The 16,294-nt window shown below is 52.4% G+C and carries 11 protein-coding genes and 4 tRNA genes; 13 read left to right on the top strand and 2 right to left on the bottom strand.

The window, feature by feature from the left end; translation table 11 throughout:
- The first annotated feature begins 113 nt into the window (after nucleotides 1-113).
- Nucleotides 114-2,294, top strand: a complete 2,181-nt coding sequence (locus FE848_RS01830; protein ID WP_200201020.1) for a malate synthase G — start codon at nucleotides 114-116, stop codon at nucleotides 2,292-2,294.
- Between the two features lie 68 nt (nucleotides 2,295-2,362).
- On the opposite strand, the gene folD is transcribed toward FE848_RS01830, so the two are convergent.
- Nucleotides 2,363-3,220 (bottom strand): bifunctional methylenetetrahydrofolate dehydrogenase/methenyltetrahydrofolate cyclohydrolase FolD, encoded by an 858-nt coding sequence (gene folD, locus FE848_RS01825; RefSeq protein WP_200201019.1) that lies wholly within the window; start codon nucleotides 3,218-3,220, stop codon nucleotides 2,363-2,365.
- Between the two features lie 226 nt (nucleotides 3,221-3,446).
- On the opposite strand from folD, the gene FE848_RS01820 reads away from it, so the two are divergent.
- From FE848_RS01820 to FE848_RS01775, 10 genes are all read left to right on the top strand, one after another.
- Nucleotides 3,447-3,523: transfer RNA gene (locus tag FE848_RS01820), tRNA-Pro, on the top strand.
- Nucleotides 3,524-3,556: 33 nt separating this feature from the next.
- Nucleotides 3,557-3,633 (top strand) — tRNA-Arg (locus FE848_RS01815).
- A gap of 133 nt (nucleotides 3,634-3,766) precedes the next feature.
- Nucleotides 3,767-3,842: transfer RNA gene (locus FE848_RS01810), tRNA-His, on the top strand.
- A 113-nt stretch (nucleotides 3,843-3,955) separates the two neighbouring features.
- Nucleotides 3,956-4,040: transfer RNA gene (locus FE848_RS01805), tRNA-Leu, on the top strand.
- 268 nt (nucleotides 4,041-4,308) lie between these two features.
- On the top strand, nucleotides 4,309-5,613 hold the full coding sequence (gene tig / locus FE848_RS01800; protein WP_200201018.1) for a trigger factor: 1,305 nt from the start codon (nucleotides 4,309-4,311) through the stop codon (nucleotides 5,611-5,613).
- A 187-nt stretch (nucleotides 5,614-5,800) separates the two neighbouring features.
- Nucleotides 5,801-6,436 carry an ATP-dependent Clp endopeptidase proteolytic subunit ClpP gene (gene clpP / locus FE848_RS01795; RefSeq protein ID WP_200201303.1) on the top strand — a complete coding sequence of 212 codons (636 nt, stop codon included), beginning with the start codon at nucleotides 5,801-5,803 and terminating at the stop codon, nucleotides 6,434-6,436.
- Between the two features lie 80 nt (nucleotides 6,437-6,516).
- The gene (clpX, locus tag FE848_RS01790) at nucleotides 6,517-7,800 is read left to right on the top strand and encodes an ATP-dependent Clp protease ATP-binding subunit ClpX (RefSeq protein ID WP_200201017.1); all 1,284 of its coding nucleotides are present in this window, start codon (nucleotides 6,517-6,519) and stop codon (nucleotides 7,798-7,800) included.
- Nucleotides 7,801-7,986: 186 nt separating this feature from the next.
- On the top strand, nucleotides 7,987-10,404 hold the full coding sequence (lon, locus tag FE848_RS01785) for an endopeptidase La (protein ID WP_200201016.1): 2,418 nt from the start codon (nucleotides 7,987-7,989) through the stop codon (nucleotides 10,402-10,404).
- Nucleotides 10,405-10,642: 238 nt separating this feature from the next.
- Nucleotides 10,643-10,915, top strand: coding sequence for an HU family DNA-binding protein (locus FE848_RS01780; RefSeq protein ID WP_200201015.1), 273 nt, complete (start codon nucleotides 10,643-10,645; stop codon nucleotides 10,913-10,915).
- 163 nt (nucleotides 10,916-11,078) lie between these two features.
- Nucleotides 11,079-12,932: a SurA N-terminal domain-containing protein gene (locus tag FE848_RS01775; RefSeq protein ID WP_200201014.1), complete on the top strand. Its 1,854-nt coding sequence runs from the start codon at nucleotides 11,079-11,081 to the stop codon at nucleotides 12,930-12,932.
- Nucleotides 12,933-13,003: 71 nt separating this feature from the next.
- On the opposite strand, the gene hexR is transcribed toward FE848_RS01775, so the two are convergent.
- Nucleotides 13,004-13,882, bottom strand: a complete 879-nt coding sequence (gene hexR, locus FE848_RS01770) for a transcriptional regulator HexR (RefSeq protein ID WP_200201013.1) — start codon at nucleotides 13,880-13,882, stop codon at nucleotides 13,004-13,006.
- Between the two features lie 211 nt (nucleotides 13,883-14,093).
- On the opposite strand from hexR, the gene zwf reads away from it, so the two are divergent.
- Entirely contained in the window at nucleotides 14,094-15,569 is a 1,476-nt protein-coding gene (zwf, locus tag FE848_RS01765; RefSeq protein WP_200201012.1) for a glucose-6-phosphate dehydrogenase, read from the top strand.
- On the top strand, nucleotides 15,556-16,275 hold the full coding sequence (gene pgl / locus FE848_RS01760) for a 6-phosphogluconolactonase (RefSeq protein WP_227715076.1): 720 nt from the start codon (nucleotides 15,556-15,558) through the stop codon (nucleotides 16,273-16,275). Before zwf ends, pgl begins: the two co-directional genes overlap by 14 nt.
- The last annotated feature ends 19 nt before the right edge of the window (nucleotides 16,276-16,294 follow it).

The following is a 16,294-nucleotide window of genomic DNA, read 5'->3' as shown; positions in this document are numbered from 1 at the left end:
ACTCAGGGAAATGACCTTATAGGGAACTTCCCGTATAATGCGCCCTTCGATTTTTCGAGCCCGGCTGCTGAACGGCTGCCGGGACAGGGCTAACCCACTGAGGCTAATTAACGATGACAGATCGCGTACAACTCGGCGGCATTCAGGTCGCAAAGAACTTGTATGACTTCGTAACTAACGAAGCAATTCCGGGCACTGGGCTGGATGCAGATAAATTCTGGGCGGAGTTCGACAAGATCGTAAACGATCTGGCGCCGAGAAATCGTGAGCTGCTGGCCAAGCGCGGTGCCATCCAGGAAAAGCTGAACAGCTGGAACAGCGAGCACAAGGGCCAAAAGCTCGATATGGCCGCTTACAAAAGCTTTCTGAAAGAAATTGGTTACCTGGTAGAAGAGCCTGCAGATTTCCGCATATCTACTGCGAATGTTGACCCTGAAGTTGCAACCATGGCCGGCCCGCAGTTGGTAGTGCCAATCATGAATGCCCGCTTTGCACTGAACGCTGCAAACGCACGCTGGGGCAGCCTTTATGATGCACTTTACGGTACCGATGCCATTTCCGAAGAGAACGGTGCTGAAAAAGGCCGTGGCTACAACCCGGTTCGCGGTGCCAAGGTTATCGAATTTGCACGTAACCTGCTGGATAGCTCTGCGCCCTTGGTGGCAGGCAGCCATAAAGATGCAGCTCTTTACCAGATTGCTGACGGCAAGCTTGTGATCAAGTTGCAAAATGGCGAAGTAACCGGCCTTAAAGACGAGTCTGGATTTGTTGGTTACACAGGTGCGGCCGATGCGCCTACCGGCGTTCTGCTGGTTAAGAATGGTATGCACTTCGAAATCCAGATTGATGCCAGCCACCCGATTGGCAAGGACGACGGAGCTCACGTTAAAGACGTGCTGATGGAGTCTGCTCTGACCACCATCATGGACTGCGAAGACTCTGTTGCTGCAGTAGATGCCGATGATAAAACTCTGGCGTACAGCAACTGGCTGGGCCTGATGAAAGGCGATCTTGAAGAAACCTTCGAGAAAGGTGGTGAGCGCCTCACCCGTAAAATGAATCCGGATCGCGAATACACTGCAGCCGACGGTAGCCAGATCAAACTGAAAGGCCGCAGCCTGATGTTCGTTCGTAACGTTGGCCACCTGATGACCAACCCGGCTATTTTGCTGAAAGACGGCAGTGAAGTGCCCGAGGGGTTGATGGACGGTATTCTTACCTCCCTGATCGCTATTCACGACCTGAAGGGCAACGGCAAGTTCCAGAACACCGCAACCGGCTCTGTGTACATTGTCAAGCCGAAGATGCACGGCCCTGAAGAGGTTGCGTTTACCAACGAATTCTTTGGTCGTGTTGAAGATGCTCTGGGCCTGCCGCGCTTCACTCTGAAAGTCGGCATCATGGACGAAGAGCGTCGTACCACCGTCAACCTGAAAGCCTGTATCCACGCAGCCAAAGAGCGCGCGGTGTTCATTAACACTGGCTTCCTGGATCGTACCGGTGATGAAATGCACACCTCAATGGAGCTTGGTCCGTTCATCCGCAAGGGTGAAATGAAGCAGGCAGCATGGATTGGCGCATATGAGCAGTGGAACGTAGATGTAGGTCTGGAGACAGGCTTCCGTGGCGTTGCACAGATCGGTAAAGGTATGTGGGCAATGCCAGACCTGATGGCGGCTATGCTTGAGCAAAAGATTGGTCATCCGAAATCTGGTGCCAACACTGCTTGGGTTCCTTCGCCAACGGCAGCGACCCTGCATGCGACTCACTATCACCAGGTATCTGTTGCTGATATTCAGAAAGAGCTGGAAAGCCGTGCTCGGGCTAGCCTGGACGACATTCTCACTGTGCCGGTAATGGAAGATCCTTCCAAACTGACAGCGACAGACATCCAGCAGGAGTTGGACAACAATGCTCAGGGTATTCTGGGTTACGTTGTGCGCTGGATTGATAGCGGTGTGGGTTGCTCCAAGGTGCCCGATATCAACGATATCGGCCTGATGGAAGACCGCGCGACTCTGCGTATTTCATCCCAGCACCTGGCTAACTGGCTGTACCACGGTATTTGCACCGACGCGCAGGTTGAAGAAACCATGAAGCGTATGGCGCAGGTTGTGGACAAGCAGAATGCCAATGACCCAAGCTACCGCCCTATGGCGCCTGACTTTGCTGACAGCATTGCGTTCCAGGCCGCTATGGATCTGGTTCTCAAGGGTCGCGAGCAGCCAAGCGGTTACACTGAGCCGCTGCTGCACGCATACCGCCTCAAGGCAAAGCAGAAGTTCGGCCAGTAAGTTTGGCTGACACAAAAAAACCCGCTTCGGCGGGTTTTTTTGTGCTTGATGATCAGGAGAGTTAGCGATCAGTCTTTATGCAGCTCATTTGCAGCATACAAGGTGTTTTGCAGCAGGGTAGCGATTGTCATCGGGCCCACACCGCCGGGTACCGGTGTGATGTAAGCTGCGCGGGCAGCGGCGGGTTCGAAGTCAACGTCGCCTTGCAGTCTGCCGTTATCCATACGGTTGATGCCGACGTCAATCACAGTTGCGCCTGGCTTTATCCACTCGCCCTTGATCAGCCCGGGTTTGCCTGCGGCGGCAATCAAAATATCCGCTTCACGAACGAACTTTTCCAAATCTGGCGTGAAGCGGTGGCATACAGTGGTGGTGGCGCCCTTGAGTAGCAATTCCATGGTCATGGGGCGGCCTACAATGTTTGAAGCGCCTACAATCACCGCGTGCTGCCCTTTATAGGGGGTGTTGATGCTATCCAGCAGGGTAATCACGCCAGCGGGCGTGCAGGGCCTTAAAGCAGGTTTGCGCTGCATCAGGCGGCCTATATTGTATGGGTGAAAGCCGTCGACATCTTTATCTGGGCGGATTTTTAATAAAATCGGGTCTGCGTCCAGATGGCTGGGTAGAGGCAGCTGAACAAGGATGCCGTCCACCGCAGGGTTTTCGTTCAGTTCATCAACCAAAGCTTCCAGGGCTTGCTGGGATGTATCTGCGGGCAGGTCGTAGGAAAGGGACAGGATGCCCGCTGCATCGCAGGCTTTCCGTTTATTACCTACATATACCTCGGAAGCCGGATCGTTGCCCACCAGTACTACTGCCAGGCCGGGCGCGCGGAGCCCTTTGCGGGTTCGGGCTTCTACGCCGGCTGCAACTTGTTGTCGTACTCCGGCGGCGATTTCTTTTCCGTTGATCAGTTTGGCGCTCATGTTTCGTCTTGTCGGTTGGCTTTTGGAAATAAAAGGGGCAGTATTGTCGCACGCTTGTCGTCTAACTCCAATTAGGGGTGCTCTGTGCATTATTGCAGCAGAGAATAGGGGGGGAGCGTGAAAAATACTGATTTAAAGGATAATTTTCATTTCCTTGTTGACGAAGCGGATTGGCGACGGTAATATGCGCGCCAACTTTGCTGAAGCAAGAGTTGATCAGTTTGAACGGGGTATAGCGCAGTCTGGTAGCGCGCCTGCTTTGGGAGCAGGATGTCGGGAGTTCGAATCTCTCTACCCCGACCACTTTTCTTCATGTTCAGCTAGGCCAACGGTCAAGCGCCCGTAGCTCAGCTGGATAGAGCATCGGCCTTCTAAGCCGAGGGTCGCAGGTTCGAGTCCTGCCGGGCGCGCCATTAACGCCGTCGGCTTGATCGAAACCGAACTGCAGGCAAAGTTAACAGGTATAGAGTTAAAGATTGCATGCTGAGTGGTTAGGCAGCAGCTAATCGAAATTACCGAAGATACCGAAAGGTATGTCCCGATGTGGTGGACGTAGCTCAGTTGGTAGAGCTCAGGATTGTGACTCCTGCGGTCGAGGGTTCGATCCCCTTCGTCCACCCCACTTTTCAAAGTAATGAAATCCGCATTTGCGAAGTGTGTTAGCGCCGTAATAGCTGTAGCTGTCAGGTTTCAGCAATTAAACGATACGGCAACGCGGTACAGGTTTAAGAATTCCGGGTTGTGGCGAAATTGGTAGACGCGCCAGATTTAGGTTCTGGTTCCGAGAGGAGTGGGAGTTCGATTCTCCCCAACCCGACCACCTTGAAAAGGCTCTTGGAGATAATCTGAGGGCCTTTTTTTATTGTTCTTTCCCCTTTATTTTGCAGTTTTCGTCCCAAACTCCTGCCTAACAAGTGCCGCTGGCGTCACGATCCCTGAAACTACCTTTGGGAGATGATTCTCTCGTCAGGGTAAACCGTGATAAACTATCGGCTTTTAATTTTGGGTCATTTCCGGGAATTTACTCTGAAATGGTCTTTTAGTTTTAATTTCATTCACATACCGAACCTGAATTTTGAGGATCTTCCATGCAAGTGTCTGTAGAAACGACCTCCAACATCGAGCGTCGCATGACGATTGGTGTGCCCGCCCAGGAAATTGAACAGGCGGTTCAGAAACGCCTGCAGGAAACTGCGCGTACAGTGCGCCTGAATGGTTTCCGTCCAGGGAAGGTGCCCATGAGCGTGGTCAAGCGTCGTTTCGGTGACAGCGTTCGCCAGGAAATCGTTGGCGAAATCATGCGCGATAACTACATCAAGGCCTTGCAGGAGCAGGATATTAATCCGGCTGGCTGGCCCAAGCTTGAGCCAAAAACCATGGAAGCGGGTAAGGACCTCGAGTTTGTTGCCATTTTCGAAGTGCTTCCTGAAATTGAACTGGGTGACCTGAGCAAAGTCTCAATCGAGAAGATGACCTCTGAAATCACCGACAAGGATATCGACACTATGGTCGATAACCTGCGTCGTCAGCAGGCCACTATGAAGTCCGTAAAGCGCAAGTCCAAGAACAAGGACGTGCTGACTATCGATTTCAAAGGTTTCATCGACGGTGAAGAGTTTGATGGTGGCGCGGCGGAAGGCCATAAGCTGACCCTGGGTTCTGACCAGATGATTCCTGGCTTCGAGAAAGCCATCGTTGGCGGTAAGGCCGGTGAAGAGCTTGAGATCGAAGTGACGTTCCCTGAGGACTACCACAACGAAGATTTAAAAGGTAAGCCTGCGAAGTTTGAAATCAAGATTCATGAGGTTGAAGAGCCTCAGCTGCCTGAGCTGAATGCCGAGTTCTTTACCAAGTTTGGTATCGAGGCGGAAGACGAAGCTGCATTCCGTGAAGAAGTTAAAAAGAACATGGAGCGCGAGCTGAAACAGGCTGTGTCCAACAAGGTCAAGAATGACGTAGTAGATGGGCTGCTTGAATCAACCGAGTTTGATATTCCGGCCGCACTGACCGATCAGGAAATCGATCGCTTGCGTCAGGATGCTGTCCAGCGCTTTGGCGGACAGGTTGATTTCCAGCAGCTGCCCAAGGAAATTTTCCAGGAGCAGGCGGAGCGTCGTGTGAAGACCGGTCTGTTGTTCCAGGAAGTTGTAAAGGCAAACGACCTGAAAGTCGATGCGGCCAAGGTTGACGAAAAGATCCAGGAAATCGCGTCAACGTATGAACAACCAGATGAAGTCATTGCGCACTTCAACGGTAACCCGGAGCAGAAGAGCCAGATCGAATCTTCAGTTCTGGAAGACCAGGTTGTTGACTATGTTCTTTCTCAGGCTAATGTCAAAGAGAAGAAGGTCAAGTACGAAGAAGCCATTCAGGCAGGGCAGCCCCAGCGCTGAGGTTGGCGGCGTAACAGCACCGGAGCCGGAAATGCTTCTGGCTCCTCGCTGGCCGAATGAAATTAACAGCCGGCATGTCCGGCTGTTTTCATCTAGGCTTGAGGCTGGCAAAGTAACAGACGCAAAAGCTGAAGATGCTGTGGTTTTAAGCCACGCCCCATTTATCCATAAGGAGTTCAGGCGAATCATGATGCAGAAACCAATCGATGGTCTCGCAATGGATACCAGGTCCGCCCTGGTGCCGATGGTTATCGAGCAGACCGCCCGTGGGGAACGCTCGTTTGATATTTACTCTCGTCTGCTAAAGGAACGGGTGATCTTCATGGTTGGGCAGGTGGAAGACCACATGGCTAACCTGATCGTGGCGCAACTTCTGTTCCTGGAATCTGAAAACCCGGATAAAGACATCCATCTGTACATCAACAGCCCCGGTGGCTCTGTGACAGCTGGCATGTCAATTTACGATACCATGCAGTTTATCAAGCCAGATGTTTCAACTCTTTGTGTAGGCCAGGCTGCGAGTATGGGCGCTTTCCTTCTTGCGGGTGGCGCTGCAGGTAAGCGTGCATGCCTACCCAATTCCCGAGTCATGATTCATCAGCCTCTGGGAGGCTATCAGGGCCAGGCGACAGATATCGAAATACATACCCGCGAGATTCTGAAAATCCGGCATACACTTAATTCCATACTGGCTCATCACACAGGCCAGGATCTGGAAACCATCGCCCGGGACACAGATCGCGATAACTTTATGGATCCGACACAGGCTAAAGAGTACGGGTTGATAGACTCGATACTTGATAAGCGCGTGCCGAATAAATAATACTGGCAGTAATTGCATCACCCTGGCCGGCGTTTGCTGTTTATCTGGCGCGCCGGCAAAACGAGATCAGAGGTATTTCAATGGCAGATGAAAGAAACGGCAGAGGCGACGATAACGGCAAGTTGCTCTACTGCTCGTTTTGTGGAAAGAGCCAGCATGAAGTCCGTAAGCTCATTGCAGGGCCTTCGGTGTTCATCTGCGACGAGTGTGTCGACCTGTGCAACGATATTATCCGTGAAGAAATTCAGGAAAACGCACAGGAGGAGCCGAGTGATCGCCTTCCGACGCCGGCTGAAATCCGCAATACGCTTGATGAATATGTCATTGGCCAGGATCGAGCCAAGGTTGTACTCGCGGTAGCGGTTTATAACCACTACAAGCGCCTTCGTTATGGTGAAGGCAAAGGCGATGTGGAGCTTGGCAAAAGTAACATTCTGCTGATTGGCCCTACGGGTAGCGGTAAAACATTGCTGGCGGAAACGCTGGCACGCATGCTTAATGTTCCCTTTACCATTGCCGATGCCACAACGCTTACGGAAGCGGGCTACGTGGGTGAAGACGTTGAGAATATCATCCAGAAATTGCTTCAGAAGTGCGATTACGATGTGGACAAGGCCCAGCGCGGCATTGTCTATATTGATGAAATCGACAAGATTTCACGCAAGTCTGATAATCCCTCCATTACCCGTGATGTGTCGGGTGAAGGCGTTCAGCAGGCTTTGCTGAAGCTGATAGAGGGCACGGTTGCCTCTGTGCCGCCCCAGGGTGGCCGCAAACATCCACAGCAGGAGTTCTTGCAGGTTGATACCAGCAACATGCTGTTTATCTGCGGTGGCGCCTTTGCAGGCCTGGATAAAGTCATCCGTGACCGTACTGAAAAAAGTAGCATCGGTTTCTCGGCAGCGGTTGCCAGTCGGGAAGAGACTAAAAATACCGGTGATGTGATCAAGCACGTCGAAACAGAGGATCTGGTCAAATACGGCCTGATTCCCGAGTTTGTAGGGCGCTTGCCTGTCATAGCTACCTTGACAGAGCTGGATGAAGAAGCACTTGTGCAGATTCTCACAGAGCCAAAAAACTCTCTGACCAAGCAGTATCAAAAGCTGTTTGACATGGAGGGCGTGGAGCTGGATTTCCGGGATGACGCACTGCGCGCGGTTGCGAGCAAGGCTCTGGAGCGTAAAACGGGCGCCCGGGGTCTCAGATCTATCATGGAAGCTACGTTGCTCGACACCATGTATCAGATTCCTTCGGAGCACGATATCTCCAAGGTTGTGATTGATGAAAGCGTGATCAAGGGCGATTCCGAGCCCTTCAAGATCTACGCGAATAATGATCATGCCAAAGCCGTACCTGATGATTGATCAGATCTGCAAGGCCGGGTTGATCAAACAACCTGAAGAAATCTGAAAAAGGGGCGGAAACGCCCCTTTTTTAATGGTTTGTATCAACAGGCATAGTGTTGTGCTGTTTGGTAAAAAGATTGCAATTTCAGAGGTCGCCCCAATGAAGGGTGGTATGCTGAATGAAACACAGTCAGAGGATTCCTTATGACCCGGATACCCCAAGATATCGTGCAAGACTACCCGCTGCTTCCCCTTAGGGACGTAGTGGTGTTTCCGCACATGGTGGTCCCCCTGTTTGTGGGCCGCGAGAAATCCATCCAGGCTCTTGAAGCCGCAATGGAAGGGAGCAAGGAAATCCTCCTGGTGGCCCAGCGGGATGCTTCCACCGATGAGCCTGGCCCCGATGACGTCTTTGAAATGGGTACGCTGGCAACCGTATTGCAAATGCTGCGTCTCCCGGATGGTACCGTGAAAGTACTGGTTGAGGGCAACGCCCGGGCCGCTATAAGTAACGTTTCAGAAGCCGAGTATTTATCCGGTGGCGCTACGCTGCTCGAGGAAGAGAGTCTTCCTGAGCGCGAAGAAGACGTACTTATGAAGACCCTCACAGAAGAGTTTGAAAAGTACGTAAAGCTGTCCCGGAAAGTGCCTTCAGAGGTCTCCAGCGCCCTGACGGGTATCGAAGAACTGGAGCGTCTTGCCGACACCATGGCGGCTCATCTGGAAATGCGTATCCCGGAAAAACAGGAACTGCTCGAAGCCCTCGATATTCGCCTCCGTGTAGAGCTTCTGCTTGGCAAACTGGATGGCGAAATTGATCTTATTGAAGTTGAAAAACGCATTCGCGGCCGCGTAAAAAAGCAAATGGAGCGCAGTCAGCGCGAGTATTACCTCAATGAGCAGATGAAGGCTATCCAGAAAGAAATGGGTAACCTTGGAGAGGGTAATAACGATTTTGAGGAGCTTGAGCAGAAGCTTGAAGAGGCAGGGCTGCCGGAAGAGGCTCGCAAAAAGACAGAATCGGAGCTGAATAAGCTGAAAATGATGTCGCCCATGTCTGCTGAGGCTACAGTAGTACGTGGCTATATCGACTGGATGCTGGCAGTACCCTGGAAAAAGCGCAGTCGGGTGCGTCACGACATTGAAAAAGCGCGGGAGATTCTTGATCAGGATCACTACGGCCTTGAAGAGGTCAAGAAGCGCATTCTTGAATACCTCGCAGTGCAGAGCCGCGTGAAAAAGGTAAAGGGGCCTGTGCTTTGTCTGGTGGGCCCTCCTGGTGTTGGTAAGACCTCCCTTGGGCAGTCCATCGCCCGTGCCACCAACCGCAAGTACACGCGAATGGCCTTGGGTGGTGTGCGGGATGAAGCCGAAATTCGCGGCCACCGCAAAACTTACATAGGCGCATTGCCGGGTAAGTTGCTGCAAAAACTGGCCAAAGTCGGTGTTAAAAACCCTCTGTTCCTGTTTGACGAAATCGACAAGATGGGTATGGATCATCGTGGCGACCCGGCGTCGGCATTGCTGGAAGTGCTGGATCCGGAGCAGAATCACACGTTTAACGATCATTATTTGGAAGTGGACTACGACCTTTCCGATGTCATGTTCGTGTGTACCTCCAACTCCATGAACATCCCTTCTGCATTGCTTGACCGCATGGAAGTTATCCGGATTCCGGGTTACACCGAGGATGAAAAGGTCAACATTGCGCTGCGCTACCTGTTGCCCAAGCAGATCAAAGCCAACGGATTGCGTAAGGATGAACTCACGCTGCGTGAGGATACCTTGCGAGATATAGTTCGCTATTACACCCGTGAAGCCGGTGTTCGTGGGCTTGAGCGTGAAATTGCCAAGATCTGCCGCAAAGTAGTGCGCGAGCACGTGGAAGCCAACGACAAAGCGGTTATCACGATCGAGCCCGACATGCTTGAGAGCTATTCGGGTGTCCGGAAGTTCAATTATGGGCTGGCGGAAGAAACCAATCAGATAGGTCAGGTGACAGGTCTTGCCTGGACCCAGGTAGGTGGTGAATTACTTACAATTGAGTGTGCTCTCACCCCAGGTAAGGGCCGAGTTGTCAAAACCGGTTCGCTTGGGGATGTGATGCAGGAATCAATCCAGACGGCGCTCACGGTTGTCAGAAGTCGTGCAGCGGGTTTGGGTATTGCAGATGATTTCCATGAAAAACACGATTTGCACGTTCACGTGCCTGAAGGTGCAACGCCCAAAGATGGGCCGAGTGCCGGTATCGGGATGTGCACAGCGTTGGTTTCTGCATTAACCAAAATCCCGGTGCGTGCAGACGTCGCCATGACCGGTGAGATTACTCTTCGCGGTCGGGTTTTGCCTATTGGCGGGCTCAAGGAAAAGCTCCTTGCGGCGCATCGTGGCGGCATCAAGACCATTGTGATTCCTGATGAAAATGTTCGCGATCTCAAAGAGATACCGGATAATATAAAGGAATCGCTGGAGATAATTCCGGTTAAATGGATTGATGAGGTATTGGACATTGCGCTGGCTTATGCACCCGAGCCGCACACGGCCAGTTCGCCGTCAGAAAAGGGCTCAGGTAAACCCCGTGATGACGAAAGTGACAGTGCAGAGCGCATAAATACGCATTAAACCCGACATGAGTTGTTGACACGCCGGAGAACCCATTGGTATAACTGTTTCGCCGTGAAGCAGCCAATACCAAGGGCTCCCGCGCAGTGTGTACCTATTCCAAACACCGGTTGAATGCCGAAAGGAATAAGAAAACCGAAGAATGGAATTCTCCGACCGCTTGTGCGATAGTCGAGAACGTCCAAGAAAAAACAATCCAACCGAGAACATCTTCAACCTGAAAGCGAAGGGGTTTAGTGTGAACAAGTCCGAACTTATCGATGCAATTGCAGAATCAGCAGATATTTCCAAAGCCGCCGCTGGCCGTGCTCTGGACGCAATGACCAACTCTATTACCGGTGCCCTTAAAAGCGGCGATCAGGTAACTCTGATCGGTTTTGGTACATTCTCTGTTAAAGACCGTGCAGCACGCACTGGTCGTAACCCGCAGACGGGTGCCGAGATCAAGATCGCGGCTTCCAAAGTGCCTGGGTTCAAAGCAGGTAAGGCCCTGAAAGACGCCGTTAAGTAACGGTTCTTTCTCCGGTGGCTCCGGTAAAACGGAGTCGCCAAGAAGAATTCAAGGCGCATTCCAACAGGGTGCGCCTTTTTACGTTAAGAGCACCGGCAGCAGATTTTGATAGCGCCGCCAGAATATAAAAACTGCACGACCTTAACAGGGGTTCGGGAGAAACATGCTTCAAGATATACGGGAAAATTCCCAAGGAACGATTGCCAAGATCATCATCGGTCTGTTGGTCGTGTCCCTCTCCATCTGGGGAATGGACGCCATTGTTGGCGGATTCTCCGGCGAGCCGGAAGTGGCAACAGTTAACGGTGAGGATATTACCGAGCGGGATTTCCTTCGGGTAGTTCAGTTGGAAAGCCAGCGTCGTCTGGCCGCTATGGAGCGTCCTGACCCTGCCTTGCTGAATGAAGATCAGATTCGTAAAGATGTGCTTGATTCGCTGATTCAGGAACAGGTTCTTATCCAGGATGCCGACGCTCAGGGCCTTGCGCTCAGCGATGCCGACATTGATGTCTTGATTACCCAAATGCCCCAGTTTCAGGTAGAAGGGCAATTCAACCGTGATCGTTTTGTGGCTTCTGTGCGCAATCTGGGCATGGGTGTTGGCGAGTTCCGTGAAGCCATGCGCAAGCAGTATGTGGTCAACCAGATTCGTGCGGGTATTATGCAAAGTGGCTTGGTCGCCAACGAGAATGCCGCGCAACTGTTGCGGATTCAGAACCAGACCCGGAGTTTCCGTATTCTTCAGATTCCTGCAACTGCCGTTTCTGGTGATATCGAGATTACAGATGCAGACATAGAATCCTTCTATGAGGGTAACAGTGCCGCATTCCAGCAGCCGGAACAGGTGGATGCTGCATATATAACCTTGTCCCTGGGCTCCATGGCCGAAAAAGTTGAGATTAGCCAGAAAGATCTGGAGGCTTACTACGAGCAGAGGTCAGGCGACCTGGCCCGTGAGGAGCGTCGTGCCTCCCATATTCTGATTGAGGATGGTGCTGATGCCGAGCAGACTCTCGCATCGATCAAAGAGCGCCTGAGCGCTGGTGAGAGCTTTGAGGAGCTGGCGAAAGAATTCTCTGTAGACACCGTTTCTGCGAAAGAAGGTGGTGATCTGGGCTATGCGGGCCGCGGCGTTTATGATGAAGCCTTCGAAGAAGCCTTGTTTTCCCTTGAAAAAGGCGCTGTATCCGATCCAGTGAAAACCACTTTTGGTGTGCATTTGATCCGCCTGGATGATGTTCGTCGGTCAGAAGTTCCATCATTGGCAGAGTTGGAGCAGCAGCTTCGCAGCGAACTTGCCCGTGAGCGTGCGCAGGAAAAGTATGCAGAGGTGCGTGCAGAACTGGCGGATTCAGCCTATGCGGCAGATGATCTTGCCGGCCCTGCGAAGGAGCTGGGGTTAGAGATTCGTGAGGCTACTGGAGTCACCAAAAATGGTGGGCAGGCGCCGTTTGACCACGCAGGGCTCGTTCGCCAGTTGTTCTCGGAAGATGTTCTTGAGGGTGGCTATAACACTGAGCTGATCGATGTGGGTGACAATGTCTCCGTTGTAGCCCGCGTGAGAGAGTACCGTGAAGCCCAGAAGCTCGCTCTGGATGACGTTCGAGAGGATATACGCAGAACTCTAGAGGCACGCCAAACGCGGAAGCTGCTGAATGAGCGTGCAAATGCCATCATTGCCGGCCTTGAAGAGGGCAAGGCGCTGGATGCTTTTGATGTTGGTGACTGGGAGCAATTTGAGGAGCAGGCGCGTAATGCTGCGGGTGTCGATCCGCAGGTTGTACAGGCCGCATTCTCCCTGGCCCGGCCTTCTGAGGAATTGCCAAGTTATGGCTCTGCGATGACTCAGAGCGCAGTTGTTGTAGTCGCTCTGGATGCGGTCAACGAAGGCAGTGCAGAGGACAACAGTGCTGATCTGGATCAACTGCGTACTTTCCTGGCCTCACTGGAAGGTCAGCGTGAATACGCGGCTTACCAGCAGTTCCTGAGAAACACCGCAGAAGTATCCCGACCCTAGGTTGAAGCAGGCAATAAAAAAACCCGGACAATTTGCCCGGGTTTTTTTTGCCTGAAACATAGTGGCGGCGTTCAGTCCGGGGTTGACGGAAGTCGCGTCGGCATAAGGCTGTCTTTAATTTTCTTTAGATGCCCAAGAAAGTCTGCGCCACGTTTGAGTGTAACGCCGGTAGCGAGGATATCGATAACGGTAAGATGGATAATTCTGGATGACATAGGCATATACACCTCAATGTCCTCCGGAGCTGTTATTTCCAGCGTGGTTGTGCAAACTTCCGCTAGCGGAGAGTTAGGGGTTGTAATGCCAATAACGGCTGCGCCGTTGTCCCGGGCGATACGGGCAATCTCCACCGTTTCTTTGGTGCGTCCAGTGTAGGAGATCATCACAATCACATCCCCTACACTTGCGCCGGCCGCGACCATTCGTTGCATCAGTGCGTCGTCATAAGACATCACCGGAATGTTAAACCGAAAAAACTTGTGCTGCGCGTCCAGCGCCACTGATGCGGAACCGCCCATGCCGAAAAAGTTAATCTGTTTGGCTTGAATCAGATAATCAATAGCCGTTGCCAAAGCGCGGGGGTCCAGAGCCTGTCGGGCTTTTTCCAGGTTAGCCATGGTACTTAGCATGATCTTGTCGGCAAATTCTGCAACGGTGTCGTCAGGCTCAATGTTCTGGCCTATATAGGGTGTGCCTGTGGCAATGCTTTGTGCAAGGCGGATCTTGAAGTCCGGGAAGCCTGTTGCAGAGAAGCCCCGGCAAAACCGGTTGACGGTGGGCTCGCTGACGTTTGAAGCTCTGGCCAAAGCTGCAATGCTGTAGCGTGTGGCTGCACTGGGGTCGCGCAGGATTGCCTCTGCCACCTTACGTTCCGATTTGTTCAGAGTTTCCAGTCTGGACTGGATGACCTCCAGAAGATTGTCGTCACGATGCGCCCGGTTTTCGGCCATCAAAGCTGCTCCCTGAATTCTGGATGAAATTATTTTGAATATTGGGTGATTATACCGAAATTTTAGCGCATTCGGGGTAGTAAACGTATCAATCTCCGGAAAGCCCCTTGGCTTAATTCGGGCCAGGTGCCATTATTTAGATAAAATTACTACATTTAAAACAACGGACAGGGCGCTTGTTAACGCCTGACTCACCGGAGAGAAGTGTTTAATGGCCAACAGAATCACTACCCGTTGCGACATAATGCTATTTGGTGCTATGGGTGACTTGGCTCAGCGTAAGCTGTTTCCGGCATTCTACCAGCTTGAAAGAGCCGGGCTGCTGGCCGATGGCAGCAGAATACTTGCGATTGCTCGCAGAGAGCTTGATACGGCAGCGGTTCGTAAGCATTTGATGGAAAGGCTTGAGAAGTATGTGAAGCCAGAGGAGTTTGAGCGCCCGGTAGCTGAAACGTTTCTGCGGCGTGTTGAGTACCAGATTCTGGACTTTCACGATGAGGAGGGATTTGGTGTGCTTAACAGTTGGCGCACCGAGTATGACAATCAGCTCATCGTTTACCTGGCAAGCCCCCCCTCCATGTATGGTGTTATCGCCCGCAATCTCAGTTCTGCCAGTTGCTGTACCGAAAACACCCGCGTGGTGGTTGAGAAGCCCATTGGCCATGACCTTGAATCCTCCCGAGTGATCAACGATGAACTTGGCGCAGTGTATAGCGAGAGCCAGCTGTTTCGGATCGATCACTACCTGGGAAAGGAAACTGTTCAGAACCTGATAGCTTTGCGCTTTGCCAATAATCTGTTTGCTTCCCAGTGGGATCAGAACCATATTTCCCATGTTGAAATAACGGTTGCCGAGAGTGTTGGCATTGAAGGGCGGTGGGGGTACTTTGACAAGGCCGGGCAAATCCGCGACATGATCCAGAATCACATGTTGCAGTTGTTGTGCCTGATTGCCATGGACCCACCTGCTGACTTGTCTGCTGACAGTATCCGTGATGAGAAGGTTAAAGTGCTCAAGGCCCTGCGCTCTATCACTCCGGACATGATGGATACCTGCGTGGTACGGGGCCAATACGCAGCGGGCGCCAGCACCGGAAAGCCGGTTCCGGGTTACCTGGAGGAGGAAGGCGCCAACAACAGGAGCGAAACAGAAACCTTTGTGGCGCTGAAAGTGGAAATCGACAACTGGCGCTGGTCAGGCGTGCCGTTCTATATCCGCACTGGCAAGCGCCTTCCGGAAAAGCTGTCGCAGATTATTATTCACTTCAAACCGGCTCCCCATTACATTTTTGATCCGGACCAGAGGCATCTTGCAAACAATAAGTTGATTATACGGTTGCAGCCAGATGAGGGGATGTCCCTTAAAATTCTCACCAAGGATCAGGGGCTGCATAAAGGCATGCGCCTGCGCCAGGGCCCGCTGGAACTGACGTTCTCAGAAACTTTTGAAGCAGAGCGTATTCCCGACGCTTATGAGCGGCTTCTTTGGGAAGTCATGAAAGGTAACCAGTACCTGTTCGTGCGTCGGGATGAAGTAGAGCATGCGTGGCGCTGGGTTGATCGGATTATCCAGAATTGGAATGACGGTGGTGACCCACCGAAGCGATACGCTTCGGGAACCTGGGGGCCTGTGGCCTCCATTGCAATGATCACGCGGGATGGAAGGAGCTGGTATGAAGATGCCTGAACTGGATTTGCCCCAAGGTATAGAAGCTCGGTTCGGAGCGACGCCTCAGCAAGTTGCAGCGCAGCTTGCCGATACAGTTGCCGGATTCCTGCAAGCTCGCCTTGAAATTGCACCACGTGCGAGCCTGGCAGTTTCTGGTGGCTCCACTCCCTTGCCATTTTTTCAGGCCTTGTCGCACAAGGAGCTGGATTGGGGCAGGGTGGATATATTGCTGGTGGATGAACGCTGGGTTGAAGAAACCGATGCCGCCAGCAATACCCGGCTGGTCAAAGCAAACTTGCTGCAGAATAACGCAGCAGCAGCCAGGTTTTTTTCTCTCAAGCAGAAGGGTGATACACCGGAAGACGGCTTGGCCGCAGCTAATGCTGAGCTTGTTAAGCTCACGCGCCCTCTGGATGTCCTGATTCTTGGGATGGGCAATGATGGCCATACCGCATCGCTATTTCCTGATGCTCCGGAGCTTGCCCATGGAATGAGCCTGGAAAGCCGGGAAACCTTGGCTGCGATGACGCCACCTTCCCAGGCACATCAGCGCATCACGCTCACCTATGCCTTTATGCATAGGGCTCGTTTTGTTGCGCTGCACCTAAAGGGCGACGACAAACTGGACACCTTGAAGAAGGCACTGAGCGAGCCCAGCCGCATGTTAGCGATGCCCGTTCGTGGATTCCTGAAGCCGGGGCTCCAGGTCTTCTGGAGCCCCTGAGCCTTTCCTGGCCCATCAT

It is taken from the genome of Marinobacter sp. 1-3A (assembly GCF_016597775.1).
Taxonomy (GTDB): Bacteria; Pseudomonadota; Gammaproteobacteria; order Pseudomonadales; family Oleiphilaceae; genus Marinobacter; species Marinobacter xiaoshiensis.
This window is presented reverse-complemented; position numbering and strand designations above follow the sequence as displayed.

Bases quoted from the DNA above. Each gene is read 5' to 3' on its own strand.
- FE848_RS01830 (WP_200201020.1), top strand. From the start codon at position 114: ATGACAGATCGCGTACAACTCGGCGGCATTCAGGTCGCAAAGAACTTG.
- folD (WP_200201019.1), bottom strand. From the start codon at position 3,220: ATGAGCGCCAAACTGATCAACGGAAAAGAAATCGCCGCCGGAGTACGA.
- tig (WP_200201018.1), top strand. From the start codon at position 4,309: ATGCAAGTGTCTGTAGAAACGACCTCCAACATCGAGCGTCGCATGACG.
- clpP (WP_200201303.1), top strand. From the start codon at position 5,801: ATGATGCAGAAACCAATCGATGGTCTCGCAATGGATACCAGGTCCGCC.
- clpX (WP_200201017.1), top strand. From the start codon at position 6,517: ATGGCAGATGAAAGAAACGGCAGAGGCGACGATAACGGCAAGTTGCTC.
- lon (WP_200201016.1), top strand. From the start codon at position 7,987: ATGACCCGGATACCCCAAGATATCGTGCAAGACTACCCGCTGCTTCCC.
- FE848_RS01775 (WP_200201014.1), top strand. From the start codon at position 11,079: ATGCTTCAAGATATACGGGAAAATTCCCAAGGAACGATTGCCAAGATC.
- hexR (WP_200201013.1), bottom strand. From the start codon at position 13,882: ATGGCCGAAAACCGGGCGCATCGTGACGACAATCTTCTGGAGGTCATC.
- zwf (WP_200201012.1), top strand. From the start codon at position 14,094: ATGGCCAACAGAATCACTACCCGTTGCGACATAATGCTATTTGGTGCT.
- pgl (WP_227715076.1), top strand. From the start codon at position 15,556: ATGAAGATGCCTGAACTGGATTTGCCCCAAGGTATAGAAGCTCGGTTC.